General features: G+C 34.8%; 23 protein-coding genes and 5 pseudogenes. 24 read left to right on the forward strand and 4 right to left on the reverse strand.

What is annotated here, in order from left to right:
- The first annotated feature begins 323 nt into the window (after nucleotides 1–323).
- From NSS74_RS08440 to ppsA, 7 genes and pseudogenes are all read left to right on the forward strand, one after another.
- The gene (locus NSS74_RS08440; protein ID WP_159146827.1) at nucleotides 324–1,913 is read left to right on the forward strand and encodes a bifunctional metallophosphatase/5'-nucleotidase; all 1,590 of its coding nucleotides are present in this window, start codon (nucleotides 324–326) and stop codon (nucleotides 1,911–1,913) included.
- A 100-nt stretch (nucleotides 1,914–2,013) separates the two neighbouring features.
- Nucleotides 2,014–2,292 (forward strand): annotated as a pseudogene (locus NSS74_RS08445) (erythromycin esterase family protein); the annotation flags it as partial.
- Nucleotides 2,293–2,629: 337 nt separating this feature from the next.
- Nucleotides 2,630–2,857: pseudogene (locus NSS74_RS08450) on the forward strand (serine hydrolase domain-containing protein); the annotation flags it as partial.
- 332 nt (nucleotides 2,858–3,189) lie between these two features.
- Nucleotides 3,190–4,164, forward strand: a pseudogene (locus NSS74_RS08455) (Y-family DNA polymerase); the annotation flags it as partial.
- Nucleotides 4,165–4,411: 247 nt separating this feature from the next.
- A complete protein-coding gene (locus tag NSS74_RS08460) occupies nucleotides 4,412–5,524 on the forward strand; it encodes an RNA-guided endonuclease TnpB family protein (protein ID WP_002142374.1) in 1,113 nt (370 codons plus the stop codon).
- 292 nt (nucleotides 5,525–5,816) lie between these two features.
- Nucleotides 5,817–6,068: a YolD-like family protein gene (locus NSS74_RS08465; protein WP_157404380.1), complete on the forward strand. Its 252-nt coding sequence runs from the start codon at nucleotides 5,817–5,819 to the stop codon at nucleotides 6,066–6,068.
- Between the two features lie 121 nt (nucleotides 6,069–6,189).
- Nucleotides 6,190–8,796, forward strand: a complete 2,607-nt coding sequence (ppsA, locus tag NSS74_RS08470; protein WP_340813388.1) for a phosphoenolpyruvate synthase — start codon at nucleotides 6,190–6,192, stop codon at nucleotides 8,794–8,796.
- Nucleotides 8,797–8,851: 55 nt separating this feature from the next.
- Here the strand turns inward: ppsA and NSS74_RS08475 are convergent, their stop codons facing one another.
- Nucleotides 8,852–9,469, reverse strand: coding sequence for a TetR/AcrR family transcriptional regulator (locus NSS74_RS08475; RefSeq protein ID WP_002084688.1), 618 nt, complete (start codon nucleotides 9,467–9,469; stop codon nucleotides 8,852–8,854).
- A gap of 170 nt (nucleotides 9,470–9,639) precedes the next feature.
- On the opposite strand from NSS74_RS08475, the gene NSS74_RS08480 reads away from it, so the two are divergent.
- From NSS74_RS08480 to NSS74_RS08510, 7 genes and pseudogenes are all read left to right on the forward strand, one after another.
- Nucleotides 9,640–10,821: a YhgE/Pip domain-containing protein gene (locus tag NSS74_RS08480; protein ID WP_012261214.1), complete on the forward strand. Its 1,182-nt coding sequence runs from the start codon at nucleotides 9,640–9,642 to the stop codon at nucleotides 10,819–10,821.
- Nucleotides 10,822–11,015: 194 nt separating this feature from the next.
- Complete coding sequence (locus NSS74_RS08485; RefSeq protein ID WP_256486083.1) at nucleotides 11,016–11,450, forward strand: ferritin-like domain-containing protein; 435 nt, start codon at nucleotides 11,016–11,018, stop codon at nucleotides 11,448–11,450.
- Between the two features lie 233 nt (nucleotides 11,451–11,683).
- Nucleotides 11,684–12,126, forward strand: a pseudogene (locus NSS74_RS08490) (DUF2691 family protein).
- A gap of 23 nt (nucleotides 12,127–12,149) precedes the next feature.
- Nucleotides 12,150–13,028, forward strand: a complete 879-nt coding sequence (locus NSS74_RS08495) for an aminoglycoside phosphotransferase family protein (protein ID WP_256486087.1) — start codon at nucleotides 12,150–12,152, stop codon at nucleotides 13,026–13,028.
- 125 nt (nucleotides 13,029–13,153) lie between these two features.
- Entirely contained in the window at nucleotides 13,154–14,482 is a 1,329-nt protein-coding gene (locus NSS74_RS08500; protein ID WP_256486089.1) for a YjiH family protein, read from the forward strand.
- Nucleotides 14,483–14,744: 262 nt separating this feature from the next.
- Nucleotides 14,745–15,041 (forward strand): transposase, encoded by a 297-nt coding sequence (locus tag NSS74_RS08505; protein ID WP_002135468.1) that lies wholly within the window; start codon nucleotides 14,745–14,747, stop codon nucleotides 15,039–15,041.
- A gap of 8 nt (nucleotides 15,042–15,049) precedes the next feature.
- Complete coding sequence (locus NSS74_RS08510; protein WP_002140633.1) at nucleotides 15,050–15,931, forward strand: IS3 family transposase; 882 nt, start codon at nucleotides 15,050–15,052, stop codon at nucleotides 15,929–15,931.
- Between the two features lie 62 nt (nucleotides 15,932–15,993).
- Here NSS74_RS08510 and NSS74_RS08515 read toward each other — a convergent pair whose 3' ends face one another.
- Entirely contained in the window at nucleotides 15,994–16,869 is an 876-nt protein-coding gene (locus tag NSS74_RS08515; protein ID WP_340813392.1) for a hypothetical protein, read from the reverse strand.
- Between the two features lie 439 nt (nucleotides 16,870–17,308).
- Here NSS74_RS08515 and NSS74_RS08520 point away from each other — a divergent pair, with 439 nt between their 5' ends.
- From NSS74_RS08520 to NSS74_RS08545, 6 genes are all read left to right on the forward strand, one after another.
- Nucleotides 17,309–17,653: an ArsR/SmtB family transcription factor gene (locus NSS74_RS08520; protein ID WP_012261209.1), complete on the forward strand. Its 345-nt coding sequence runs from the start codon at nucleotides 17,309–17,311 to the stop codon at nucleotides 17,651–17,653.
- 29 nt (nucleotides 17,654–17,682) lie between these two features.
- Entirely contained in the window at nucleotides 17,683–18,198 is a 516-nt protein-coding gene (locus tag NSS74_RS08525) for an SRPBCC family protein (protein WP_060750352.1), read from the forward strand.
- A gap of 90 nt (nucleotides 18,199–18,288) precedes the next feature.
- A complete protein-coding gene (locus NSS74_RS08530; protein WP_002033018.1) occupies nucleotides 18,289–18,669 on the forward strand; it encodes a VOC family protein in 381 nt (126 codons plus the stop codon).
- Nucleotides 18,670–18,829: 160 nt separating this feature from the next.
- Nucleotides 18,830–19,417, forward strand: coding sequence for a GNAT family N-acetyltransferase (locus NSS74_RS08535; protein ID WP_002185500.1), 588 nt, complete (start codon nucleotides 18,830–18,832; stop codon nucleotides 19,415–19,417).
- Between the two features lie 322 nt (nucleotides 19,418–19,739).
- The gene (locus NSS74_RS08540; protein WP_256486097.1) at nucleotides 19,740–20,372 is read left to right on the forward strand and encodes a YdcF family protein; all 633 of its coding nucleotides are present in this window, start codon (nucleotides 19,740–19,742) and stop codon (nucleotides 20,370–20,372) included.
- 154 nt (nucleotides 20,373–20,526) lie between these two features.
- A complete protein-coding gene (locus tag NSS74_RS08545) occupies nucleotides 20,527–21,675 on the forward strand; it encodes an acyl-CoA dehydrogenase family protein (RefSeq protein ID WP_340813395.1) in 1,149 nt (382 codons plus the stop codon).
- A gap of 182 nt (nucleotides 21,676–21,857) precedes the next feature.
- On the opposite strand, the pseudogene NSS74_RS08550 reads toward NSS74_RS08545, so the two are convergent.
- A pseudogene (locus NSS74_RS08550) lies at nucleotides 21,858–22,366 on the reverse strand (hypothetical protein).
- A gap of 148 nt (nucleotides 22,367–22,514) precedes the next feature.
- Here NSS74_RS08550 and NSS74_RS08555 point away from each other — a divergent pair.
- The 3 genes from NSS74_RS08555 to NSS74_RS08565 all read left to right on the forward strand — a co-directional run bounded on the left by NSS74_RS08555 (nucleotide 22,515) and on the right by NSS74_RS08565 (nucleotide 24,834).
- Entirely contained in the window at nucleotides 22,515–23,192 is a 678-nt protein-coding gene (locus NSS74_RS08555) for a copper homeostasis protein CutC (protein ID WP_215589849.1), read from the forward strand.
- A gap of 23 nt (nucleotides 23,193–23,215) precedes the next feature.
- Complete coding sequence (gene lepB, locus NSS74_RS08560) at nucleotides 23,216–23,767, forward strand: signal peptidase I (RefSeq protein WP_002013664.1); 552 nt, start codon at nucleotides 23,216–23,218, stop codon at nucleotides 23,765–23,767.
- A 227-nt stretch (nucleotides 23,768–23,994) separates the two neighbouring features.
- Entirely contained in the window at nucleotides 23,995–24,834 is an 840-nt protein-coding gene (locus NSS74_RS08565) for a DNA alkylation repair protein (RefSeq protein WP_340813398.1), read from the forward strand.
- Nucleotides 24,835–25,047: 213 nt separating this feature from the next.
- On the opposite strand, the gene NSS74_RS08570 is transcribed toward NSS74_RS08565, so the two are convergent.
- Nucleotides 25,048–25,458 (reverse strand): hypothetical protein, encoded by a 411-nt coding sequence (locus NSS74_RS08570; protein ID WP_061675625.1) that lies wholly within the window; start codon nucleotides 25,456–25,458, stop codon nucleotides 25,048–25,050.
- Nucleotides 25,459–25,717: 259 nt separating this feature from the next.
- Between NSS74_RS08570 and NSS74_RS08575 the strand changes: the two genes are divergently transcribed.
- Nucleotides 25,718–26,470 carry an IclR family transcriptional regulator gene (locus NSS74_RS08575; protein ID WP_061675364.1) on the forward strand — a complete coding sequence of 251 codons (753 nt, stop codon included), beginning with the start codon at nucleotides 25,718–25,720 and terminating at the stop codon, nucleotides 26,468–26,470.
- The last annotated feature ends 1 nt before the right edge of the window (nucleotide 26,471 follow it).

Consider the following 26,471-nt stretch of genomic DNA (forward strand, 5'->3'; position numbering starts at 1 on the left):
TTCATTTTTAAATGGTGATATCGAGATGTTAGGTTGATAAATCTCCATTAGTTTCGAATTGAATATTCTTCATAACAGCTAAAATGTATTGATTAGAGTTTTTTAGATCTCTTAGAAGTATTGTTATATTACTATCAAGATAATATTTTGAATAATCCTCAAAACAAAGAAATGTACATTTTCTTGAGGAAGAAATATTTTGTCAGAAAACAATAAAATCTTATTAATTTTTATAATTGGTAGAATTTTTATAGAAATAATTCTCTTAATATATTAAAATAACATTGTATTATGTCAGATTTTAATTAGGGGAGAGAAATTTTATGTTGAAAAAAATCATTCCAGTTGCTTTAGCATTAAGTACAGTTACTTTTACTAGTGTATTCGCTGTGCCTTCAGCCCAAGCAAGTACAGAACCAAACCGCTACATAGATGTACAAATGCTCGGTATTAACGATTTTCATGGGCAACTAGACACTGTAAAAAAAATTAACAATAAAGATGCAGGGGGAATTGAGTACTTAGGGGCTTATTTACGTGATCGTGAAAAACAAAATCCGAATACATTAAAGGTACATGCTGGCGATGTTGTTGGAGCAAGTACTCCTGTTTCAGCATTATTACAAGACGAACCTACGATTGAATTTCTAAATGATTTGAAATTCGATGTTGGAACCATAGGAAATCATGAATTTGATGAAGGTGTTGAGGAAATGAACCGCCTTATTTATGGTGGATACCATGAGAAAACAGGGAATTTTAAAGGAGCAAAATTCCCATATGTTGCCGCAAATTTCTATAATAAATCCACTGGTCGTTTATTTTTACCACCATTCACTATAAAAAAGGTACAAGGAGTTCCTGTTGGATTTATCGGAGTCGTAACAACGGATGTTCCAAACCTTGTTATGCCTACTATGCTAAAGAATGTAGAAATTACAGATGAAGTTGAAGCTATTAACAAATCCGTAAAGCAATTAAAAAAACTAGGCGTTAAATCTATCGTTGTTCTTGCGCATAACGGAGGTACAACAGATGGGAACGGCGTAACAAATGGTGATATCGTCCGATTAGCAAATGAGACTGATCAAGAAGTCGATGTTATTTTTGGTGGGCATAGCCACACCTATGTAAATGGAACTGTTAATAATAAACTTGTCGTACAAGCAAATTCTTATGGTATGGCTTTTGCTGATGTTGATGTAAAGATTGATCGTAAAACACAAGATATTGTTGAGAAAAAAGCAGAAATTGTTACAACTTACCATGAAGGCATGGAGCCTGATAAAAAAATAAAGAAGAAGATGGAGAAATATCAAGCAAAAATCGCACCTCTTGTCAATGAAGTTGTAGGTAAGTCTATTGCTCCACTAGATCGCAAACTCAATATGGCTGGTGAATCTACTCTTGGAAATTTAGTTGCTGATGCCCAGCGTACAACAATGCAATCCCAAATTGCACTTATGAATCCTGGTGGTATTCGTAATGACTTAGATGTTGGTGATATTACATGGGGAGAGATATATGGTATTCAACCATTCGGAAATCAATTAATAAAAGTAAATTTAACAGGTCAAGACATTCGTGATATTTTAAATCAACAATGGCAAAAAGACATAACAAGAATGCTTCAAATTTCAGGGATCCAATACACTTGGGATGCAAAAAAACCTAATGGAGAAAAAGTAACAAGTATTCGCTTAACAAATGGAGAAGAAATTATTCCTTCTAAAACTTACAGCGTCGTTGCTAACGCATTTCTAGCTTCAGGTGGAGATGGATTTGTATCCTTTAAAAACGGTAAAGATGCTGAAACAGGACCAACTGATTTTGAAGCATTAGTAGATTATATAAAAAAATCAAAAGAACCAATTCAGTCTATTATTGATGGAAGAATTCAAAAAATAAATTAGGTTTTTATTAATCTCAAAAACAAATAGATTACCTATACTTTTTCGTGTACAGGTAATCTATTTTTTGTGGGTTTGAAATAAAGTCTTACTGTGACTAATTAATAGTGACGGTGAATTTGGCCCCTATGGAACATTAAAATCAGATGATCCAAACAGTTATAACTACATCTTTGGACAAGTTAAAAAAGATCAATTTTTTATTGATTTACGCAAGGCGAACGGAGTGACAAAAACTTGGTTAAGCGAACAACATCCAATTTTCGCTGGGATAACTACCGAAGGGTCTGATATACCAAAAACTGTTGATATATCATTAGGGAAATCATTTGATATACTTGTTCAAATTCAAAAAGTGAGTCCATCTCAAGTGCATCAATAAAAGTAGAATCATATGTCTTAATGACAACGTGATAAGTGTTTCATATAGCAAGAAAAATAATCACATTAGAAAAAAATCAGCAATGTAACCTGTTAAGAGTAAAATGAATCTTCAATATTTAGAGTGTAAAAAAACACCGGAGCGACAAAAATCGGTGTTTTTTGTGCTTTCGGGCACAGATGCTACTTCAATCCTTTCATTATAGAAACGATTTTGAATGTAAGGAATTTGTAAGGGATAGGTAAGGAAAAAGAGATTTTCATTGTGTAGGATAAAAATATAAGGAGGCGTGAAGGGGGATAAGTACGGCCTACATATAAAACAATCAGTAACAAGAGTGTTTTGTGAAAATAATGAGTACAATGATTGCAAATGCATTGTTGCCTTTTCATCATTGGGGGAATTGATAGCTGTGTGGTTCGTATATGACACTGCTATCAACTATCTATACAATTTTAATAGAAGAGAGGAATGCTTTATGAAAACACGTAGTAAAATTACATGTGCAAGTCTAGCACTTTTAATAGCTGGAAGTTCCCTGTTATTTATTATCTTCACACATATAAGAAACAAAGGAATTTATCCCGCATTAACGGGCAGTAAGCCCCCCACCTCAAAATTCAGCGGAAGTAAAGAAGTTAGGTGGGGGCTGATTAAAGTTTCACTTTATATAAATTATGTTTTGATAATAAGGGTTTAATTGGTTTGTTTTAGTAGTTTTATACTTATGAGTTATTTGAAATTCTAGCGGTTTTGTATACATAGTTTTTCCCGCCTTAATTGATAGCGCATAGATATGACGGTTATTTTAACCAAAATTTTCATGGAAATACCTTTAAAAAGAACGTTAGTTCGTATATAATAAGAACAAATGTTCTTTCGTTAGGAGTGATAACCTTGTATGATTATTCTCTTTTACCGAATCGTATTATTTTATGTGTAGATCTTCGTAGCTTTTATGCAAGCGTGTCATGTATAAAAAAAGGACTTGATCCACGATATACAAAATTGGCTGTCGTAGGAGATGTAAACCGCAGTGGATCAATCGTATTAGCGGCAACACCGCCATTAAAAGCGTTAGGAATTAAGAAAATGGCACGGTTGTACGAAATACCGAAGCGGCCAGATATTATTATTGTGAATCCGATTATGCATACGTATATGAAATGTTCAAATTACATAACGGGCTTAGCTTTACAGTATGTTGCGCCGGAAGATTTTCATCAATATAGTATCGATGAGTTTTTCATGGATATGACTGCAAGTATTCATTTATTTGCGAGTAATCCGTGCGAATTCGCATTAAAGTTCAAGAGAGAAATATATGAACGTACACGGATCGAAAGTACGATTGGTATTGGTCCGAATTTATTATTGAGTAAAGTAGCGATGGATGTTGAGGCAAAAAAGAATAAAGATGGAATAGAACAGTGGACGTATGACGATATACCCGAGAAGTTATGGAGTATTAGACCGCTTTGGGGTATATCGTATAAAACTGAAATGAAATTGAATCGGAAAGCTATGCATACAATTGGAGAATTAGCTCAGTATCCTTTGAAATATTTAAAGCAATCTTTCGGTGTAATAGGGGAAGAATTACATCTACATAGTAACGGGATTGATTTTAGCAGAATAGCAGAGAAATACGTTCCAGCGACAACATCTATAGCGAAAAGCCAAATATTATTACGGGATTATTCGATAGAAGAGTTCATAGTTATTTTATTAGAGCATATAGAAGAAGTTTGTTACAGATTGAGAAGAGAAAAGAAATGCGCGCAAACGATCCATTTTTCAGTTGGATATAGCAAGGAATACGGCGGAGGAATAAAAAAAGCACATACGTTAAACAGAGCAACGAATTTAACGTATTATCCGAAAGAAGTCTCCTTCCTCAAGTGTGTGAAAGACGATAGTCTAGCGGTAGGTGGGAGATGAATTTCGACTTTGCGTAGCCAAACATTTGGTTTTCCTACTTATTTCACCTCTGATATAATCAGTCTTATAAGAAGTAAAGTTTGATATAACGATGAAATGAGATAATCATGTAGTGTTCATGTTGTATGATCACCGTCATAGCTTATGGGAAATGAAGCGAAAAGTGAGGTGAATAGATATGACAAAGCAGAATAAAGCGTACAAATTTCGTCTGTATCCAACAGAAGAACAAGCGCATCTCATACGTAAAACGTTCGGGTGTGTACGCTTTGTGTATAATAAAATGCTGGCTGAGCGGAAAGAACTATACGAAACATACAAAGAGAACAAGGAAGAACTAAAGAAACAAAAATTCCCTACTCCTGCGAAATACAAAGTAGAGTATGAATGGTTGAAAGAAGTCGATTCATTAGCATTGGCCAACGCGCAATTAAACTTGCAAACTGCGTATAAGAATTTTTTTAGTGGTCAAAGTGATTTTCCTACATTCAAAAATAAAAAGAGTAGAAAATCCTATACAACGAATCGAGTAAACGGAAATATTATGTTATTTCATGGTTATATCAAATTACCAAAATTGAAAATGGTGAAACTGAAGCAACATAGAGAAATCCCGCCAAAACATATCATCAAATCGTGTACGATTTCGATGACACCTACTGGTAAATACTATGTGTCCATCTTGACTGAATATGAAAAAGAGATTGTGCAAAAAGAAGTACAAAGTGTAGTTGGATTAGACTTCGCAATGGCTGAATTGTATGTGAGTAGCGAAGATGAGAAAGCCAATTATCCTCGCTTTTATCGTCAGATGTTAGACAGATTAGCAAAGGCACAACGTGTATTGGCAAGACGTGTGAAAGGTTCAGAACGCTGGAATAAACAACGGATTTGTGTAGCGAAGTTGCATGAAAAGGTCGCCAATCAACGTAAAAATTTCCTTCACCACAAGTCTAAAGAATTAGCTACGAATTTTGACGTTGTAGCAATCGAAGACTTGCATATGAAAGGAATGTCACGAGTACTTAGATTTGGTAAGAGTGTAGCGGATAACGGTTGGCGGATGTTCACGACGTTTTTAGCATATAAGCTACAAGAACAAGGAAAACAACTTGTAAAGATAGATAAATGGTTTCCTTCTACAAAGATGTGTAGTCGTTGTGGAAACAAAAAAGAAATGCCATTATGTGAACGCACGTATGCGTGTTCGTGTGGACTCACAATCAGTCGTGACTATAACGCAGCTATCAATATCAAAAAGGAAGCCATGCGGTTATTAGCATTGATATAAATCGTAAGAAATAACCTTTGGAACAAGGGAGTTAGCTCGGCTGTCCTAGGGCAAATTCGTTAGCTATCAAAAGTAACGATGAACCGAGAAGCCCCACTTCAAGTAAGCTCGTAAGAGATACTGAGTGGGGGGTAGTTCACCGATGGATATTTACAATGTTTGTACATATTTTTTATACGAGCGGCATACAGGAGAGCGGATTCGGTCAATAAGTATCTCATTAACAAATTTAATACATGAAGGGGAAGAGCAAATTTCACTTTTCGATAACATTATACAAAGAGAAAAAGAAATGATACAGGAGCAAACAAAAATCCCACGTCCAATTTTAACGCAAGATGCAAAAGAAAGGATTGAAAATAAGCTGTTAATTTCATATTTAGGTGAAGAAGAGATTTTACTTACATATTATAAAAATGGCTATCTATATAAAAATTACATAACAGTAGCTGATATAAATCCATTAAATAAGACGATTACTTGTACCGATGCTTTTCATAATCAAAGGATGTTTAAGTTTGGTGATGTAGTTGAAGTGAATTAGAGGGGAGAAATATCTCTTCCTAACTTAATTATATCATGTAAATCACGTTCGAAATAGACTGTTTATTCTTATTTACTACTGCTACAATCAAGAACACATGCACAGTAAGGAGAGATGTTAAATGAGTTCTTTCGTTCTCGATTTTCAGGAAATAGAAAAAACGCAGCTTTCGCTCGTTGGCGGAAAAGGATTGAATTTAGGGGCATTATCAAACATTCAAGGTATACAAGTGCCAGAAGGTTTTTGTGTTACAACGGTAGGGTATGAAAAGGCCATCGAGCAAAATGACGAGCTTCAAACTTTGTTGCAGCAGCTAACAAAGTTGAAAATGGAAGAGCGATCCCAAATTGGTGGAATTAGTAAGAAGATTAGAGAAGTCATTATGGCAGTAGAAATCCCTTCTGAAGTAGTGGAAGCGGTAGCTCATTATCTCTCACGTTTTGGAAATGAACATGCGTATGCCGTGCGTTCTAGTGCTACGGCTGAAGATTTACCATATGCCTCGTTTGCTGGTCAACAAGATACGTATTTAAATATTATCGGAGAAGAAGCGATTTTGCAGCATGTAAGAAAGTGCTGGGCTTCTTTATTTACAGAGCGAGCAGTTATGTACCGCATGCAAAATGATTTTGAACATAATCAAGTTTCTATATGTGTTGTCGTTCAAAAAATGGTTTTCCCTGAGGCTTCGGGAATTTTATTTACTGCTGATCCGGTTACTTCTAACCGAAAGGTAGTATCAATTGATGCCAGTTTTGGACTTGGTGAGGCGTTAGTATCAGGACTGGTCTCTGCCGATAATTATAAAGTAAAAGAAGGCGAAATTACTGGAAAGATGATAGTAACTAAAAAATTAGCTATTTATGCTTTAAAAGAGGGCGGAACGGAGACAGGGCAGATTGATCCGGCTCAGCAAAAAATTCAAACATTGTCTGAACAACAAATTTTACAACTAGCACAGATCGGAAGACAGATTGAAGCTTATTTTGGTTGTCCGCAAGATATTGAATGGTGTTTAGTGGATGATACATTTTATATTGTCCAAAGTCGCCCAATCACGACTTTATATCCGATACCAGAAGTAAATGATGGGGAAAATCATGTGTATGTATCGGTTGGTCACCAGCAAATGATGACCGATCCCTTGAAGCCATTAGGAATGTCTTTATTTCAGTTAACATCTTTTGGACAGAGGTTTCAAGCTGGAGGAAGGTTGTTTGTTGATGTTGCACAAAGATTGGCTTCGCCTACTAGTAGAGAACTTTTATTAAATATGATAGGGAATTCGGAACCGCTTATTAAAGATGCATTAACGACTGTAGTCGAGCGAGATGATTTTATTACATTGTTACCAGATGATGAAAAAGAAAAGAGTGTTGGTAAAAGTGGACCACCTGCAAGTTCACAACCAAAAATCGAAAACAATCCAGCGATCGTTACGGATTTAATAAAGATGAATCAAGCATCAATCGAAGAGTTAAAACGAAACATGCAAACGAAATCAGGGGTGGATGTACTTGATTTTATTTTGGAAGATATGCAGCAATTAAAGAAAATATTATTTCATCCGCAAAGTATGGCTGTCATTATGGCAGGTATGGATGCTTCAACATGGATCAATGAAAAAATGGAGCAATGGCTAGGCGAAAAGAATGCAGCAGACACGCTTTCTCAATCAGTACAAAACAATATTACGTCTGAAATGGGGCTAGCATTACTCGATGTTGCTGATGTGATTCGGCCATATCCAGAAGTTATTGCGTATTTACAACATGTAGAAAATGATAACTTTTTAGATGAATTCGTTCAATTTAAAGGCGGAGAAAAAGCTCGAGATGCCATTCTAACTTTTCTAAATAAATACGGAATGAGATGCAGCGGAGAAATCGACATTACGAAAACGCGCTGGAGTGAAAAGCCAACAACCATTATCCCAATGATTTTAAATAATATAAGAGATTTTGAAGCTGGCGCGAGTAAGCAGAAATTTGAAGAAGGGCTGCAGGAAGCTTTGAAAAAAGAAGAAGAGTTAGTAGATCGATTACAGCATTTGCCGGATGGTAAACAAAAAGTAGAAGAGACGAAGCGAATGATTCGTAACATCCGTAATTGTATCGGTTATCGTGAATATCCAAAATACGGCATGATTAATCGTTATTTCATATATAAGCAGGCAATATTGAAAGAAGCCGAGCAACTCGTGCAAAATAAAGTTATTGATGAAGTAGAAGATATATACTATCTAACTTTTGAAGAACTTCACGAAGTTGTCCTTACGAATAAACTAGATTACGAGCTTATTCATAAACAAAAAAATGATTACAAATTATATGAAAAACTAACGCCTCCACGTGTAATGACGTCTGATGGAGAAATCATTACAGGTAAATATAAACGAGAAAATCTTCCGGCTGACGCGATTGTAGGTTTGCCTGTTTCTTCAGGAGTGATTGAGGGGAGAGCACGCGTTATTTTAAATATGGAAGATGCGAATTTAGAAGAGGGAGATATATTAGTTACTGCTTTTACTGACCCGGGCTGGACACCATTGTTTGTGTCTATAAAAGGGTTAGTCACCGAAGTTGGCGGACTGATGACACATGGAGCAGTTATTGCACGTGAATATGGATTACCAGCAGTCGTCGGGGTAGAGAATGCTACGAAATTAATAAAAGACGGACAACGAATTCGGGTACATGGAACAGAAGGGTATATTGAAGTGTTGTAATGAAATAAAAGATCATCCGCTATTATAGTGGATGATCTTTTATTATATAGCGGACTTATTTCTTTAAACCAGCCGCATAAAAAGGTCCATGAACTGCGATTGTTGATAAAATACGAGCAATCTCCTCAGGTGTTTCTTTTTGTCCATTATTTAACCATTGTTGAATGACACCTATATGAGCAGATGCCATATAAGAAGCTAAGTATTGGCTTGGGACAAGTAAATTCTCCTTATTAATGAGAGGACCATTCGTATCTTCAAATAGTGTTTTCCACATAAAGTCTTTCAGTTTCGTTTGGAAAGATAAATCTCCTTTTGGGCTTAGTACAGCTTTCATAAAATCACTATTTTCATTTAGAAATTCAAGAATAGAAGCGATAAGTATAAATGGCATTGTTGGGGAAGGGCTTGATCCAAGATCAGCAATAACTTCCGGTAATCTCTGTTTAGCAATGCTAGAAAATTCATACATAATTTCTTCTTGGCATTTTGTCATTAAATCAAATTTATCTTGGTAATGTGTATAAAATGTACCACGATTTATGTTTGCTTTCGTAGTAATATCTTTCACTGTAATGGCGTCAAAACCTTTTTCCTCAATTAATTCCACTAATGCATTTCGTATGGCAGTTTTCGTACGAATAACACGTAAATCTAAATTACTATCGCGCAAAGTATGTCCCTCCTTAATTTTAGCCAACACATTTCAAGGATGTGTCTTATAACCGACACATTCACGATTTTTGATTATTGTATAAGGTTCAACTCGAACATATAATTCAAATATAAATAAACAACACGTTGTTGGTTATTATAAATCAAATTAAAGGAGGAGAAAAGAAAATGTTTAAAAACAAACTTTTATTGTTATCTCCAGTTATTGCACTACTTGTTGTTTTTATTTTTTCATTAACATTATTTCCAACCGTTCAACCTAAGCCGAAAAACTTACCAATCGCAATTGTAAATGAGGATCAAGGAGTAGAAATTCCGAATCAACCGAAGATGAATATGGGGCAAACGATTGTTGATAATATGAAAAAGACATCAAAATCAGAGGAAGAACCTGCGGTAAAGTGGGTAGAAGTGCAAAATAAAGAAGCAGTTCAAAAAGGCTTAAATAATCAAGAATATTATGCAGCATTAGTTATTCCGAAAGACTTTAGCACAAAACAAGCATCATTACGAACACCACAGCCATCTTCGCCAGAGGTAGAAATATTCATCAATCAAGGAATGAATACAGCAGCATCAACTATGGCAGGACAAATGTTAAATGGGGTAGTTGATAATATGAACAATACTGTTCGTACACAACTATTAGAAGGATTGAAAGCAAAAGGAGCTACATTAACAGCAGACCAAGTTTCAAATGTAGTAACACCTATTACGAAGAAAGTGACAAATGTGAATGAAATCGGCAAAAATAGTGCGAACGGTAACTCGCCAATGTCTTTATTCCAGCCGTTATGGATTGCAAGTTTAGCGAGCGCAGCAATTATCTTTATTGCGATAAGTAAAACGCAAGTGGGTACAAGAAAAGAGAACTTCGTATTGAAACTAAAACAAATAGTAACAGGAGCAATTGCTACACTTGTAATTGGATTTGGTCTTACATGGATTGCGGATGGAATGGTAGGATTAAATATCCCGAATTTCACGGATACGGCTTTATTCTTATCCATTACTTCTTTTTGTTTCTTCTTAATGATTTCTGCGGTGCTTTCATTAGTTGGACTAAAGGGTATAGGTATATTCGCTCTATTACTTTTCTTTGGGGCACCGCTATTAGCATTAGCGCCTGAAATGATGTCACCATTTTATCAAGGTTGGGTGTACGCATGGTTGCCAATGCGATTTATGATTGAAGGACTTAGAGAAATATTCTTCTTTGGAAAAGGGTTAAGCTGGAGTACACCCCTTACTGTGCTCGTTTGGATTGGCGTAGTAAGTATGGTTATTATTTTAGCGACTGCTTTCAAACGTAGTGTAGTAAAGGAACAAAAAACGGAATTAAATGCTTAAAAATAAAAACCGTTTCACTCGTAGTGAAACGGTTTTTTGTGATGAAATCGATAGGGAAATAATTCAATGATAGATAGGCTTTTTCGATGTTTTAAAGGTGAGTGAAGAACTAGTATTTGCTGTCCCTTTATATATACATGCTCCTACTATTTCAAAATGCATAAAATGTTATGCGAAATAATGGAGGGGATACGATGTATAATTTGAATTATGATGATTGGTATAGACAGAATGATAAGCTAATTAGTGATATTGAAAAAGCTATAAACGGAGAGTATAGCGCTATAAGCTGCTATGCAAAATTAGCTAACATGGCTCCAAATCAAGTAGAACAAAAACAAATTCTTGAAATCCGTAATGATGAAATAAGGCATTTTCATCATTTTGTACAAATCTATACGAATTTAACTGGCAGACAGCCGAAACCACAGATTACGGAAAATTGTCCTAATACGTACTTACAGGGATTAGAGTTCGCTATACAAGATGAGCAAAAGACCGTAGATTTTTACTTGGAAATTTCAGATGAAGCAGCAGATGCATCTATGAAAGAGTTATTGCGCAGAATAGCAGCAGATGAACAAAATCATGCGGTGTGGTTTTTATATTATTTTGTGAAAACGAAGTGAGTGTTAAAAATGAATGGCTGATGTGCTGAACATATTAGAAATTATTTTAAAACGCGGTGCAATAATTGAATGGAAAACTTAAATATAAGTAGAAAGAAACCGTTTCATAAGTAGTGGGACGGTTTCTTTCGCGGTGAAATACAAGTTATATAGGTATCGACAAAATATAGTAGTTGAATTAGGTATATAATGCATGAAATGAAAAAGAAAATAAATAAGCTAGGAGCAAACAAATGAAAAGAGGAATTACAGTAGATATTCCAAATGAATATGATAATTTACTTTGGAAAATGTTAAAGCCGATTGATATTTCTTCATTTGATTGGTGAGTGAGGAGTCATACTTAGTAGCACGTGGTGGATTGGATGAGGCATTATTTCCAGAAGAACCAAGTATAGTGGAAGGATCAGATTTGAAAAGGTTATTTAAAGACAATATATATTATGTTATTTTTGCAGATTTAAAAGCGTATCCAAAAGGAGAGGAAGTAGTAGATATTGAAACATATGAAGAATTTAAAGAGAGTAAGTGTGAATTAGTTTTACTAGTTGCGGATTGTACATACGTCACAGTTTACGCTAAAGACCAAGAAGCGATTGAATTGATGTATGAAAACGCAATTGATGTTGAATATGTTACAGACGAAAATGACGGTAGAACGCGTTTATCCGTGTGATAGGTATATAAAGGGGGAAGTAAATGAATTATATTAATGCTGATTTAGTTAAAAGGTTAATAGGGGCACAATTTCCAGAATGGGCTCACTTAGAAGTGAAACCTGTAAAATTTAGCGGTCATGATAATAGAACGTTTCACTTAGGGGAGGAGATGAGTGTCAGATTACCAAGTGATGCTGCATATGCACCGCAAGTAGAGAAAGAAAATAAGTGGCTTCCAATATTAAGTAAGGGACTTTCTTTACCAATTTCTACACCAATTGCGAAAGGAAATCCGTCTGAATCGTATCCATGGCCTTGGTCTATTAATAAGTGGATAGAGGGGGAAACGGTTACGAAACAAAATGTCCGTGACTTAAATGAATTTGCGGCGGACTTAGGCTCATTTTTAATAGAGTTACAATCAATTGATGCGAGTAACGGGCCAATAGCTGGAGCACATAATTTTTACCGAGGCGGGCTTATATCTGTATACGATGAAGAAGCGAGAGTGGCTATTGAAAATAATAAGGATGTTTTTGATGAGACATTGTTAAAGCATCTTTGGGATTTAGCACTTCGGTCAACATGGGACCGCAAACCAGTTTGGGTTCATGGAGATGTAGCGCCAGGGAACTTACTTGTTAAAGAAGGAAAACTTTGTGCCGTAATTGATTTTGGTATTTTAGGAGTAGGAGATCCGGCTTGTGATGCAGCGATGGCATGGACATTTTTTGATAAGAATAGTAGAAACGTATTTAAAGAAGTATTGCGCATAGATGAAGGAACGTGGAATAGAGCGAGAGGATGGGCACTTTGGAAGGCGTTAATTACATATGATGCGAATAGGGATAGTAATAAAAAAGTGGCAGAAGAATCTTATCGTGTAATTCAAGTAATTTTGGATGATTATAAGAGGTAATAGAAAAAGCTTATTTTGATTATATATTTCAAAATAGGCTTTTTTGCATGATTAAATATTCAGAATTAAAAGAAGGGATTTAACGTTATTATACAGAATATTTAGATAATAGGAGGTGTCGAATTTTGAGTGAAATTGAATTAAAAAGGAATGTAATTAAGACAGGGCGAGAGAAGGGGATTATACTTCGGTTTATACTTGCTAGTCTAGTTGGTGTGTTTATGTTTTTTGTTCCTGTTACGATAAACGGTGCTTCGTCTATTATGATTGATCATATCGTATCGTGGATAAGAGCTACGGTTCCTTCGGTAGTACCTTATTACGCACTACTTGTTATGGCAATGGGTGCGATTTATCCGTTTTATACGAAGAAGTGGAATGCATCTATCGTAGATATTTGTTTTTCTTTATTAAAAGTAGTTGGTGTTGTTTTTGGCATATTATATTGTTTGAAAGTAGGACCAGCATGGTTCTTTGCGCCAGATGTTGGACCGTTTTTGTATGAGAAGTTAGTTATATCAGTAAGTTTACTCGTTCCAATTGGCTCAGCATTTTTAGCGTTATTAGTCGGGTACGGATTACTTGAATTTATCGGTACGTTTTGCCGTCCAATTATGAGACCTTTATGGAAAACACCAGGACGGTCAGCAATTGATGCGGTCGCTTCCTTTGTGGGGAGTTATTCGCTTGCACTTCTTATTACGAATCGAGTGTACAAAGAAGGAAAGTATACGACGAAAGAAGCAGCAATTATCGCTACAGGTTTTTCTACAGTATCTGCAACATTTATGATCATCATCGCAAAAACATTAGACATTATGCATTTATGGAATGTTTATTTTTGGACTACTCTTGTTGTAACATTCATCGTGACCGCTATCACCGTAAGAATCCCGCCTCTTAGTAGAAAACCAGATACATATATTACGAAAGAAGGGTTCCCAGAGCCCGTTTATAAAGAGAAAATGTTAGAGCGAGCTTGGGAAGATGCATTAGAAGTATCGAAATCTGCGCCAAGTATTATGAAAAATATCGCAGTGAATTTAAAAGATGGATTTATAATGACGATGGGGATTTTACCATCTATTATGTCAGTAGGATTAATTGGTATCGTCTTAGCAAAGTTTACGCCAATATTTGATTGGATTAGTTATATTTTCTATCCATTTACATGGTTACTGCAGCTTCCAGAAGCGGAACTAGCTGCAAAAGCAGCATCAGTTGGTATTGCAGAAATGTTTTTACCTTCTCTTTTAGTTGTAAGTGCACCACTCGTGACAAAGTTTGTTATTGCGGTTGTTTCGGTATCATCTATTTTGTTTTTCTCCGCTTCAATTCCTTGTATATTATCAACAGATATTCCGTTAAAAGTATCTGAGCTTATTATTCTATATGTGCAAAGAACGATTTTAACGTTGCTTATTATTACGCCGATTGCTTATTTGTTGCTTTAAAAAGAAAAAGTATTATCAAAAGGGTATAGTGAATGAAAAGGGGAAAGCTGGAAAATTATAAAAAAAGTAGATTTGAAAATTAATATTTGTGATAAAAATATTAGTAATATACATGTGTTATATAAATGTGGGAACAGTTATTTCTGAGTTTTAAAGAGATAAATCTATAATAAAGAAGGACCCTTCTATATGATATGATCCCCTTATAGTAGACAGGAAAAAGAAAGCACATTAACCTGTTTACTATGGAGGGGATTTTTTCATGGGAAAAATTAGAGTCACTTACGATGTAGAATTTAAGAAACAAGCTATAGATTTATACTTAAAAGAAGGCATGAGCTATAAAACCATTGCGAAAGAATTAGGTATTCATCACTCGGTTGTAAGTCGTTGGGTGAAACACTTTGAAGCTGAAGGAATCAAAGGACTAGAAGAAAAACGCGGTAAAGCGAAAGGACCAGGTTTAGGTAGACCAAGGGTTAGACCCGAAGATCCTGAAGCTAAGATCAGACGATTAGAAGCGGAAAATGAAATGTTAAAAAAGCTCTTAGGGATGTAAAAGGAGGAATGAAAGTCGTATCCAAAATAAAAAAATTCGAAGTCATCCATGAAATGACAAAAACAGGTTATACAGTGACCATTCTATGCGATATTGCTGGTGTAACCAGAAGTGGATACTACAAATGGCTAAAACGGCATACGACGCCTTCTAAAAAACAATCAGAGGATATCGAAATTAAGAAAAAGATATTGGAGTGTCATAAAAAATTAAGAGGAATTTATGGATATAGAAGAATACAAGTGTGGCTGAAAGCCACATATAACCTTCATTTGAACCATAAGCACATCCAAAGATTGATGAGTGAACTAGGTATCAAAGCCGTAATTAGGAAAAAACGACCTTATTACGGAAAAAAAGAAGCTTATGTGATTTCAGAGAACCATCTAAATAGGGAGTTTCAGGCTTCAAAACCGAATGAGAAATGGGTAACCGATATTACCTATTTGATTTTCAATGGACAGCGCTTGTACTTATCCGCTATTAAGGATTTATACAATAATGAAATTGTTGCCTATGAAACCAGTCGTAGAAACGACTTAAAGCTTGTGTTAGATACGCTTAAAAAGGCAAAGAAAAAACGAAATGTGAAGGGAATCCTCTTACATAGTGATCAAGGATCCCAGTATACATCTCGTCAATATAATCAATTACTTAAAAAATATCAGATGAAGGCAAGTATGTCTCGAAGAGGCAACTGTTGGGATAATGCTTGTATGGAAAACTTCTTCAGTCACTTTAAGGCAGAGTGTTTTCATTTATACTCCTTCCGTAAAGCGAATGAGGTCAAACTTGCCGTGCGTAAATATATGCACTTTTATAATCATCAAAGATTTCAAAAGAAATTAAATAACCTGAGTCCATATAAATATAGAACTCAGGTTGCTTAGTTGCGCTTTTTAAATACTGTCTACTTGACAGGGGTCACTGCACTCACAAGGGTCCTTCTTTATTATAAAGCGTTCGCTTGGATAAGTAACTTAGAAATGTTATTTACAGATCCTTGTTCAAATGCATTGATATGAGCATTGATAGCCCTTTTAAATTGTTCTATTTGACTATTACTACCTATATCAGATTCTAAATCTTGAACATGCTCAAGAACAAATTTCAAATCACTATTAATAGCTACTACATCATGTGTATTTAACTTTCCACCATTCATAGTTTTCCAAGAATTAATATTATCATTTAAACGATTAAGGGTGGTTTTAATCGCATCTTTCGAATAAGAGCCACCATTTACATCTGCTGTAGTGCCATTCGGAGTAGCTGGTGTTTTGGGTTGTTCTTTTTCTTTCTCTATTTGAGCAAGTTTTTGTTGTTCTTCAGCCTCTTTTTTAACTTTAGCCTCAGCTTCTTCTTGAGCTTTCTTCTCTTGTTGCTCTTGCTTTCTCTTTTCTAATTCAGCTTGTTTTTGTTGTTCTTCAGCCTCTTTTTTAACTTTAACCTCAGCTTCTTCTTGAGCCTTTTTTTCTTTAGCTTCCTTTTGTTTACGCTCATTTTCTTCTTTTTCTTTCTTTTCGTTTTCTTGCTGGATTTTTTTCTCTTCAGCTTTTTTCTTTTTTTCTTGCTCTTTAGCTATTTGTTGTTCTTCTCTTTTTTTATCCATAGCTAATTTTTCTTCCGGTGTAATAGATTTAGAAGCGAAATAACTAGCGAATATAAACGAAACAAGAATAGTAGGTACTGTAATTAATAATACCCGGCGGCGAGTACGAGTAGCACCCCAACGGATCACTCTTTCCGGCTTAATAAGACCTACCACTAAAGCTACTATCGCACTAATAGAAAGTAGCAAAAATAAAAACATAAATACAGTTAACAAATAAAAACAACTCCTTAAATATATTCCAATATTCAGTATAACAATTATACCGATATAATTTAAGGGATAATTTGTAGAAAGTAGAAAGAACCTACCAATAATACGCCTAAACTATCAAATAAAAATATGACAAAAAATACTGTAGCGTTAAATAGTATTAAAAGTGTTAAAGCTTTCTTGGACCAAATAAAAACAAAGCCTTCGCGAAAATCGTTCCAAAACCCACTGACTAAAGCACCACTTTATCGTAAAACATAGGTTTGTGAAATGTTTTTAATCCATTCTTATTATTAAGTAACGATGTGGTATTACTTTAGTTTTCGAATATTCCTTGACGGGAATATTCCTCTTTGGTTATAATCGATTCAACAGGAAAATAATATTAGTGATGATATTGATGTGTTATAACCGGAGACCATCACTTAACGAGGTGAGTGATATGTCGGGGAAAATTCCGGGCGTGAATATGACGACGTTGAGCGCTTTATCTGAACCGAATCGTATGAATATCGTTGAACTCTTGCGTGACGGTCCCTTAACCGTTGGGGAAATCGCCGAACATTTGGGATTAAGGCAACCACAAACTTCGAAACATTTAAAAGTGTTAAGCGATACAGGGATTGTGGAAGTGCAGGCTGAAGCTAATCGCCGGATTTACAAGCTCCGACCTGAGCCTTTCCAAGCACTTGATTGTTGGGTGCAGTCATTTAAGCGTGTGATGGAAGAGAGATTCGATAATTTAGATGAGTATTTGAAGGAATTGCAAAAAAAGGAAAAGTTATAAAATCAGTTCATATTTAAGGAGGAATTAACATGTCAAACAATACAATGGTATCAAGAGTAGAGAACGATCGGGTATTAGTACTGGAGCGTGTTTTCGATGCACCGCGTGATCTTGTATTCAGTATGTTTAAAGAAGCAGAGCATTTGAAACACTGGTGGGGACCAAGGGGCTGGGAAATTCCAGCATGCACTGTCGACTTCCGTCCGGGAGGCGTTTGGCACTACTGTATGAAGTGTGTCAATCAGAACCTGGGGCAATTTTTTGGTATGGAATCATGGGGGAAAGCAGTTTATAAAGAGATTATTGAGCCAGAGAAAATTGTCTACACCGATTACTTTTCGGATGCTGAAGGCAATGTAAATGATTCTATGCCGTCAACCGAGATGACATTGGAATTCATCGATTTAGGTGGAAAGACAAAGCTAATAAACCGTGCTGAATATGTTTCCGAAGAAGCCCTTAAGACCGTTATGGACATGGGCATGCTACAAGGTATCACCGAAACTTGGGATCGTTTGAATGAGCGATTGGAGTCGCTGAAATAGATTTTTGCACCGCAACTTTATTTTCGGTGATAATTAGGTATAAGTGTATGGAGTTTAATAAAAATTGTTTATAAAGGAGCGTTAAAATAAATGATTAATAATGTTGGTCAAATAATGTTATATGTGAATAACCAAGATGAAGTGAAGGAATTCTGGACAGAAAAAGTAGGATTTATTGTCATTTCAGAGGAAGATAACGGTCAAGGAATGCGATGGATTGAAATTGCTCCAACTAAAGAAGCTGAAACAAGTATTATTCTCCATAATAAGGAGCTAATTGCTAAAATGCAGCCGGAGTTAAATCTTGGCACACCTTCTTTAATGTTCTTCTCAAAAGAATTCGATCGTTTATATAGTGATTTAGTAAACAAAAACGTTACAGTCGGAGAAATTGTAAATATGCCTTCAGGTAGAATATTTAATTTTGCAGATAGCGAAAATAATTATTTTGCAGTAATGGAAAAGAAGTAAATTTCAATTCAATTTATGAGTGCGATGCTTGAATAAAAGGCATCGCACTTTTTATTTTAAAGATATATTTTATTCTTTGATATAAAAATAATTTTATGTTCTTATATAAGGATATAACGGTTGTAGAGTGTGATATAGTTACAACAAAGGGGGCTTACAAATGGAAATTATTCACGAAAGAGCAAAGTTACGGTTAATGGATAGCAATGATGTCGAAAAAATGTTTTCAATCGTGGAAGGAAATCGAGATATTTGGGCGTATTTAATCTCTAAAATGGATACTGTTCAAGATATGCAGCAATATGTTCAAAAGGCGATAAAAGCTTATGGGGCAGGGAAGGATTTGCCATTTGTTGTTGTTGATCAAAAGACAAATGAAATAGTAGGGAGTACACGCTTATATAACATTTCAGTTGAAGATAAGACGGTGGAATTAGGGAAAACGTGGTATGACCCAAGTGTGCAACGTACGAGTATGAATACGGAATGTAAGTACATGTTATTACAATATGCTTTTGAAAAGTTGCATATGCGGAGAGTACAAATTAAGACGGATGCACGAAATGAAAAAGCACAAAGAGCAATTGAAAGACTCGGCGCAGTAAAAGAGGGTGTACTTAGAAACGAAAGAAAATTACCGAGTGGGCATGTTAGAGATGCAGTTGTATACAGTGTAATTGCAAATGAATGGCCAGCTGTAAAGGAAAGGTTATTAGAAAAATTAGAGTCATATAAAGAAAAACGATAATTCATATTAAGAAAGGTGTATTGATCGTCAAGATGAAAAATATACCTTTTTTCTTACAAAATAGTTACTTCTTTTGTTTCATCATTCCATTATGATAAAAAATTCGTTACAATGTAGTTGTATGGTAATAAACTTATAAATTACACAAATGTAATGAAAACCGCAAACGAAAAATGAATTGATAATCCTCAATTTTAAATGAAAACCCTTTAATGCATATATATGATAAGAAAAATTCCTTCTTTTAAACAAATTCAAATAAAATGATTTGATATATACGTTTTTATATAGAAGTATGGATGATGTACGGAGGCAGTTATAAATGAAAGAAAATAAGAAAAGTAAGAAAAGAAGAATCTTACAAGTATTCTTGCTTATGATTTGTTCTATTATTTTATATGTAAGTTATGCAGCTTACGATATTTGGAGTTATCGCTTTAAAACAGATGATGGTGTGAAGACAGATGCTGGTATCGTGCTGGGAGCAGCTTCATGGAACGGAAAACCATCTCCTGTATTTAAAGAAAGAATTAATCATGCAATTTCCTTATATAAGAACGGTAATATTAAAAAGATTATTTTCACAGGTGGTACAAAGTTTGAGGCAGAGCTTGAGGAAGCGCGTACTGCTAGAGTGTATGCACTGAAACAGGGTGTGAAAGAAGAGGATATTCTAATTGAAACAAAATCCCTTTTCACAGAGGACAATTTAAAGAATGCAAAGCAAGTTGGAATAGAGAACGGAATACGCACATATACGATTGTGAGTGATCCACTTCATATGAAACGTGCAATGAAAATTGCAAAACATATTAAAATTGAAGCGTATGCATCACCAACTCCAACGTCAGCGTATAAAACGTTAGATACAGAAATTCCTTTCTTTTTTAAAGAATTATGCTCGTATATTGGATATGTAACCTCTTTGCCATTAAAGGCATTGAAAGGGGATTAATATAAGAAAAGAACCTATCTTTTTTATAGGAACTTTTCTTATTGTTCAAAAGCATTGTATTTTTATCGGAATAGTGAAACAATAGAGAAGTAACTTCATATAATCATAATGACAAAATGAACGGTTTATGAATCGGACATAAAGGAGATTATGTATGGCACTCTCATTTGTTGAAACAGAAGAACAATCTTTAGTTATTGAACAAATAAATAAATTGATTCCGAAGTTCATGGAAAGGGAGCATCAACTAAGTGAATTAGGATCATTTCCGTATGAAAATATTAATAATTTGAAAGATATCGGATATACGAAATTAACGTTGCCAAAAGAATTGGGAGGCAATGCGATTTCTTTATATGACTTCGTTTTATTTCAAGAGAAAATAGCAGAAGGCTGCGGTGCTACCGCATTATCGATTGGATGGCACCTTGGCATTGTAAAGGAATTAGCTGAAAATCGTTCTTGGAATGAGGAAATGTTCACTTGGTTTTGTGAAGAAGTACGTAATGGTGCGCTTTTTAATCGAGCAGCGACAGAGCCGAATACAGGTAGTCCTACTCGCGGCGGGAAACCAGAGACGTTAGCTGTCAAAAAAGGTGAGAAGTGGATTATAAATGGAAGAAAAACGTTTACGACAATGGCACCAGTACTTGATTATTTTATCATTTCAGCAAGTATTGAAGGCCAGGAAGATATCGGAGAGTTTGTCATTCCAAAGAATACGCAAGGCGTGACAATTGAAGAAACGTGGGATAGCATCGCAATGCGAGGAACTGCGAGCCATGATCTCGTTTTACAAAATGTAGAGATACCAGATCGCTTTTTCACTGATATAAAGGGTTCAAAAGTTAAAGCTAAGGGTATTGGCTGGTTGCTACATATACCAGCATGTTATTTAGGAATTGCACAATCAGCAAGAAATTATGCAGTTCAGTTTGCGGTATCATACAAGCCAAACAGTTTAAATCATTCTATAAGTTTATTACCGAATGTTAGAAGGTTAGTTGGAGAATTAGAACTTGAGCTTATGCAAGCTCATGTCTTTTTATATCAAATTGCGAAAAAATACGATGAGGCAGAAGATAAATTATCATTGCAAGCCGAACTTGCGGCAGTGAAATACGCGGTAACAAATGCGGCGATATCTATTGTAGATAAAGCAATGCGTATTGTCGGGGCGAAAAGTTTATCAGAAAAAAATCCGCTTCATCGTTATTATTTAAACGTAAGAGCAGGACTACACAATCCGCCGATGGATGATGCAACACTATCTATGCTGGCGGATGCGGCGTTTCGGTCGTAATGAAGAAATATAAAGTCTGTTCCGTTCAGGAACAGGCTTTTCGTTGTCGGTGAATCGGTATTCTATGTTGAATCGTTGATATAATTCCATGTATTATGTCATTGTTCAAAGAAGAGGGAATTCTCGTTTTACAAAATAAAAAGGCTATCCTTTTGATAAGAGGATAGCCTTTTTATTTTGTTCTATTGTGGCTGCACTTCAAGATTCATACTACTTTCAGAACCGTCTTGATTATGTGCAAATAATGAATACTCACCTGGTAAAGGATTGGCGATGAGTGAACGTAAAGGAAAGGATTCACTTTCATTTGGCTGTAACGTGTGTTTGACTAAACGATCTTCTTTGAATTTAATTGAATAGGTAAAACTGTTTGTACTAGTATTTTTAATTGTAATATGTAAGTCACCTTGGCCACTAAAGTCAAAGCCTGTACCAGTATCGCCTCTGAATACAGTTGAGTTATTAAATGAAGATGAACGAAAGGTTTGAGTTTCTTCTTTATTGCTTGATGAAAGGGTAATCGTTTCTGTTTCTATACTTGAAGTTGAGGAATCTAGTTTTGTATTTTGTTTTGTTAATAAAGTAATCGCACAAAGTGATGCAATTACAATAAATGAACTAGAGATAACGAACCGTTTTTTGTAAGAATCATATGTTACTTTCCTTTTATAAGGATATAAGAATGTATAATTTTAAGGGAAACATAACATATATGATATTTATTATCAATTCAATAAATCTTTCTTTTCATTCTTCTTTTTATAGTTTTATAGTGGAATGCTATGTTTCTTATTTCACCTACTGTATAATAAGAAAAAAGTACGAAAAGAGGTTATCTCATGCTAGAGGTTATTGCAACTTGTTTAGAAGATGTGAAGCGAATTGAAAAGGCTGGTGGAAATCGAATTGAACTCATTTCATCATATACAGAAGGTGGTTTAACACCGAGCTATGCTTTTATAAAAAAAGCAGTAGAAGCAGTGCAAATACCAGTTCATGTTATGATTCGTCCGCATGCGAAGTCTTTTACATATACGGAAGAAGAAATTGAAATGATGAAAGAAGATATTGTAGTTGCTCAAAATCTTGGAGCTGCTGGTGTTGTATTAGGTGTGTTAAATGAACAAAATGAAGTTGATGAAGAGAAATTAGTAGATTTATTATCTGTTGTAGATGGAATAAATGTAACGTATCACCGTGCGATAGATGATACAGAAAATCCAGTAGAAGCGATGAAAGTTTTGAAGAAATTCAATAAAGTTACTCACGTTTTAACTTCAGGCGGACAAGGAAATGTAGTAGATAATATTCCGGTTCTTGCAGCAATGCAAAAGGAAAGTGAAGGGAATATACAGCTTGTTGTCGGAAGCGGAGTAACGAAAAAGAATGTAAAACAATTGCTAGATGAAACTGGAATTACGCAGGCGCATGTAGGTACAGCGGTTAGAGAAGGTAAGTCATGTTTTTCTGAAATTGACCTAAATTTAGTACAAGAATTAGTTCAAATAATAAAATAAACACTTAAGAAAGAGGAGAAACGATGAAGGAAAATACGAAGAAAGAATTATTCTCATGGGCTAAAACGATAGGATTTACCCTTGTATTAATCGCTATTATTCGCGGTGTTTTATTTACACCTTCATTAGTACAAGGGGAATCGATGATGCCCACTTTAGAAAATAACGAACGAGTTCTCGTGAATAAGATTGGTTATAGTATAAGTGGATTAGACCGTTTTGACGTTATCGTCTTCCACGGAAAAGAAGGGTACGATTTAGTAAAACGAGTAATTGGTTTACCGGGTGATACAGTTGAGTATAAAGATGATGTTTTATATGTAAACGGAAAAGCGATGGAAGAACCGTATTTAAAAGAATTTAAAGAAAAGGCGTCTGGTCGTGTATTAACTCCTGATTTTACGTTAGAACAAATCACAGGGAAAACGAAAGTGCCAGAGGGTCAAGTGTTTGTTTTAGGAGATAATCGTGAAGTATCTAAAGACGGTCGTATGTTTGGATTTATTTCAGAAGATGAAATTGTCGGAAAAGGACAAGCTGTTTTCTGGCCATTGAAACAAGTAAGAGCGTTATAAAGCAAGTATGGGAGAAATATTCTTCCTGTCGATTTGAAATAAAGTCGTACTGTTTATAAAAAAGTTGCACCGTTTTATTCTTTTTGATTAAAGAAATCCAAGTACGTTTGAATCAAATTTTTTTGTGAAACTGAATGTTCATTTAAGAAGGACAGAGGCCATTTTGATTATTATTTTTCAAAATGGCCTCTGTTTATTTGAAAATAGTATTGTGAGGAGGGAATTAAATGATAGTGAAAGAAGCAGAAGCAGAAGCTATCTTAAGCAGGAAAGGAGCCAAGAAAGTAAACGAAATTCCTAAAGAGGTCTTACAATTACTACAGCAAGGGAAATTAGAAAGTGTTAATCTAACAGAATGGCTAGCTATAAATCATATTGAACTACTTAAAAATGTCTTACCTTCAATAGGACTCAAGGATAGTTTGGAGTTTATAGTAGCTGAATTGGAAAAACAGAACGTTGAAACTGGAATGAAAGTCATTCGAATAATAGGAACTTTATTGGATAAAGTTATACGCGAAGAGAGTGAAAGGAAAAAGGAAGACTTACTGTTAAAATTATCTAATCATATTTCAGATAGTGTACGATGTTGGGCAGCGTTTATGAATAAAAAAACAAATAACACATTAAAAGATAAATTAACGTACATTCGACCTTTTGCAGCGGATCATCATTTTGGTGTTCGAGAAATTGCTTGGATGTCTATTAGAGAAGACCTTTCACAAAATATAGAAAAAAGTGTGGAGTTGTTAGTAGAATGGGCAAAAAGTGAAGATGAGAATATTCGCAGGTTCTCTGTAGAATCTATTCGTCCTCGGGGGGTATGGAGTAAACATATTGAAACATTAAAACAAGAACCTGATAAAGCACTTCCTATTCTTAATTTACTTAAATCAGATCCTTCAAAATATGTCCAAGATTCAGTTGGAAACTGGTTAAATGATACAAGTAAAACCAAACCGGATTGGGTAATCAACCTGTGTGAAGAATGGGCAAAGGATACTGACATAAAATCAACTAGTAGAATTATTAAAAAAGCTAAAAGAACAATCTTGAAAAATAATTAACGTTCAATTAATAGACTTGTTAGTTGAACGAGGGAAACAAATAATCAATCATGTTTAAAAAAAGAATAATTTGAATAGCTATTAGAAGAGCATGTTTTGAACAAAGATTGTTCAAAACATGCTCTTTATATTTTTTTCTATATCAGTGTTATTAATGTAAATTGATAACACTTTATTTCAAATCTACACTTACATACTTTATTATTGAAATTTTCAATCTAACGGTTTTGTAGCAATGTGAACTTTGGAAAGTGAACCATCGTTATTTCTAAAAACAATTGCATATTCACCGTCAGGAAGCCAATCAGTCCAGTGAATATTGAATTCGCTTATCGCTTGTTCCCCAGGTTTTAAAGTTCCGTCAATCATCCAAGAATTTTTAGCGTTATATAGAGTGTAACGAAAAGGAGAATCACCTATATTTTGCACAAGAACGTTTAAGTTATCTCCTCCAAAATAATTGAAACTATAGGTGCTTGATCCAAAAAAGGCAACGTTGTTGTTAGTTATGAGACGTTGTTCAATTTGAGAGCTTAAATTAGTATCTTCATTTGTCGCAAATGTTACATTATCCCCTATACAAAAAGATAGCATAATTGCAGGAATCACTAGCAGTCTTTTCAAAAAAAACACTCCTCACATTTTGTTGTACATTACTAAATTAAATAATAAACGATATAGATTAAATGAATAATAATTAGATATAAAAATTTACAAATATATTTAATTATTTACGTTTTTTAAATGACTGACAAAATTTATCGGAGGATGTACGTGAAAAATATATTGATAGAATTGAAAGAATATTTTATAATTTTAAATTATATGTTTGTTTCGAAAAACGGAATTGAAGTTCCGAAATTCGGAACGAAAAGGAGATAGGATGAGTATAAATAAAACGGCAGTTAAGACAATGGATATTTTAGAGTTGTTTTATGAGCATGAGGAGCTAAGTTTAACAGAGATGGTTCAGCTTACGAATATGCCGAAAACATCTGTTTATCGTTTAATTGGTTCGTTAGAAGAAATGGACTTTTTACAAAAAACAGAAAAGGGAAAGTATCGTCTCGGAGTCGTTTTTTTACGATTTGGTCAACTTGTTTCACAAAGGTTATCCGTAAGAAATATTGCGATTCCTTATATGAAAGAGCTTAGGGATAGTTTAGGGCAAGCAGTAAATTTAATTATTCAAGATGGTAATGACGCAATTTACGTTGAGAAGATGGAAGGAGTTCAGCCAGTACGTGTTTATACGGCGGTTGGAAGAAGGGCACCACTGTATGCGGGTGCATGTCCGAGAATTTTACTATCGTATTTTTCTGAGGAAGAGAAAAGAAAGTACGTAGAGGAAACGGATTTAAAGCAGTTTGCAGATGGAACGATCGTGAATAAGGAGCATTTACTAGAAGTGTTACATATGGCAAAACAAGCTGGATATACAATTAGTTATTCTGAATTAGAAAATCATACAGCGGCTATAGCAGCTCCAATTTTTGCAAGTGATGGAACGGTTGTAGCCGGCATTAGTATTTCGGGATTAGCAATTGAGTATAGCGAAAGTAACATTTCATATTTTACTGCGAAAGTGAAAGAAACAGCATACCGCATTTCGAAAGAACTCGGCTTTTTGGCATAGA

This window comes from Bacillus sp. FSL E2-8868, from assembly GCF_038005505.1.
GTDB classification, from domain to species: Bacteria; Bacillota; Bacilli; order Bacillales; family Bacillaceae_G; genus Bacillus_A; species Bacillus_A mycoides.

Coding starts and splice junctions, on each gene's coding strand:
- NSS74_RS08520 (WP_012261209.1), top strand. CDS start 17,309: ATGTCGGGGAAAATTCCGGGCGTGAATATGACGACGTTGAGCGCTTTA.
- NSS74_RS08575 (WP_061675364.1), top strand. CDS start 25,718: ATGAGTATAAATAAAACGGCAGTTAAGACAATGGATATTTTAGAGTTG.
- NSS74_RS08480 (WP_012261214.1), top strand. CDS start 9,640: ATGTTTAAAAACAAACTTTTATTGTTATCTCCAGTTATTGCACTACTT.
- ppsA (WP_340813388.1), top strand. CDS start 6,190: ATGAGTTCTTTCGTTCTCGATTTTCAGGAAATAGAAAAAACGCAGCTT.
- NSS74_RS08530 (WP_002033018.1), top strand. CDS start 18,289: ATGATTAATAATGTTGGTCAAATAATGTTATATGTGAATAACCAAGAT.
- NSS74_RS08525 (WP_060750352.1), top strand. CDS start 17,683: ATGTCAAACAATACAATGGTATCAAGAGTAGAGAACGATCGGGTATTA.
- NSS74_RS08465 (WP_157404380.1), top strand. CDS start 5,817: ATGATACAGGAGCAAACAAAAATCCCACGTCCAATTTTAACGCAAGAT.
- NSS74_RS08505 (WP_002135468.1), top strand. CDS start 14,745: ATGGGAAAAATTAGAGTCACTTACGATGTAGAATTTAAGAAACAAGCT.
- NSS74_RS08460 (WP_002142374.1), top strand. CDS start 4,412: ATGACAAAGCAGAATAAAGCGTACAAATTTCGTCTGTATCCAACAGAA.
- NSS74_RS08565 (WP_340813398.1), top strand. CDS start 23,995: ATGATAGTGAAAGAAGCAGAAGCAGAAGCTATCTTAAGCAGGAAAGGA.
- NSS74_RS08540 (WP_256486097.1), top strand. CDS start 19,740: ATGAAAGAAAATAAGAAAAGTAAGAAAAGAAGAATCTTACAAGTATTC.
- NSS74_RS08545 (WP_340813395.1), top strand. CDS start 20,527: ATGGCACTCTCATTTGTTGAAACAGAAGAACAATCTTTAGTTATTGAA.
- NSS74_RS08485 (WP_256486083.1), top strand. CDS start 11,016: ATGTATAATTTGAATTATGATGATTGGTATAGACAGAATGATAAGCTA.
- NSS74_RS08535 (WP_002185500.1), top strand. CDS start 18,830: ATGGAAATTATTCACGAAAGAGCAAAGTTACGGTTAATGGATAGCAAT.
- NSS74_RS08495 (WP_256486087.1), top strand. CDS start 12,150: ATGAATTATATTAATGCTGATTTAGTTAAAAGGTTAATAGGGGCACAA.
- NSS74_RS08510 (WP_002140633.1), top strand. CDS start 15,050: ATGAAAGTCGTATCCAAAATAAAAAAATTCGAAGTCATCCATGAAATG.
- lepB (WP_002013664.1), top strand. CDS start 23,216: ATGAAGGAAAATACGAAGAAAGAATTATTCTCATGGGCTAAAACGATA.
- NSS74_RS08555 (WP_215589849.1), top strand. CDS start 22,515: ATGCTAGAGGTTATTGCAACTTGTTTAGAAGATGTGAAGCGAATTGAA.
- NSS74_RS08440 (WP_159146827.1), top strand. CDS start 324: ATGTTGAAAAAAATCATTCCAGTTGCTTTAGCATTAAGTACAGTTACT.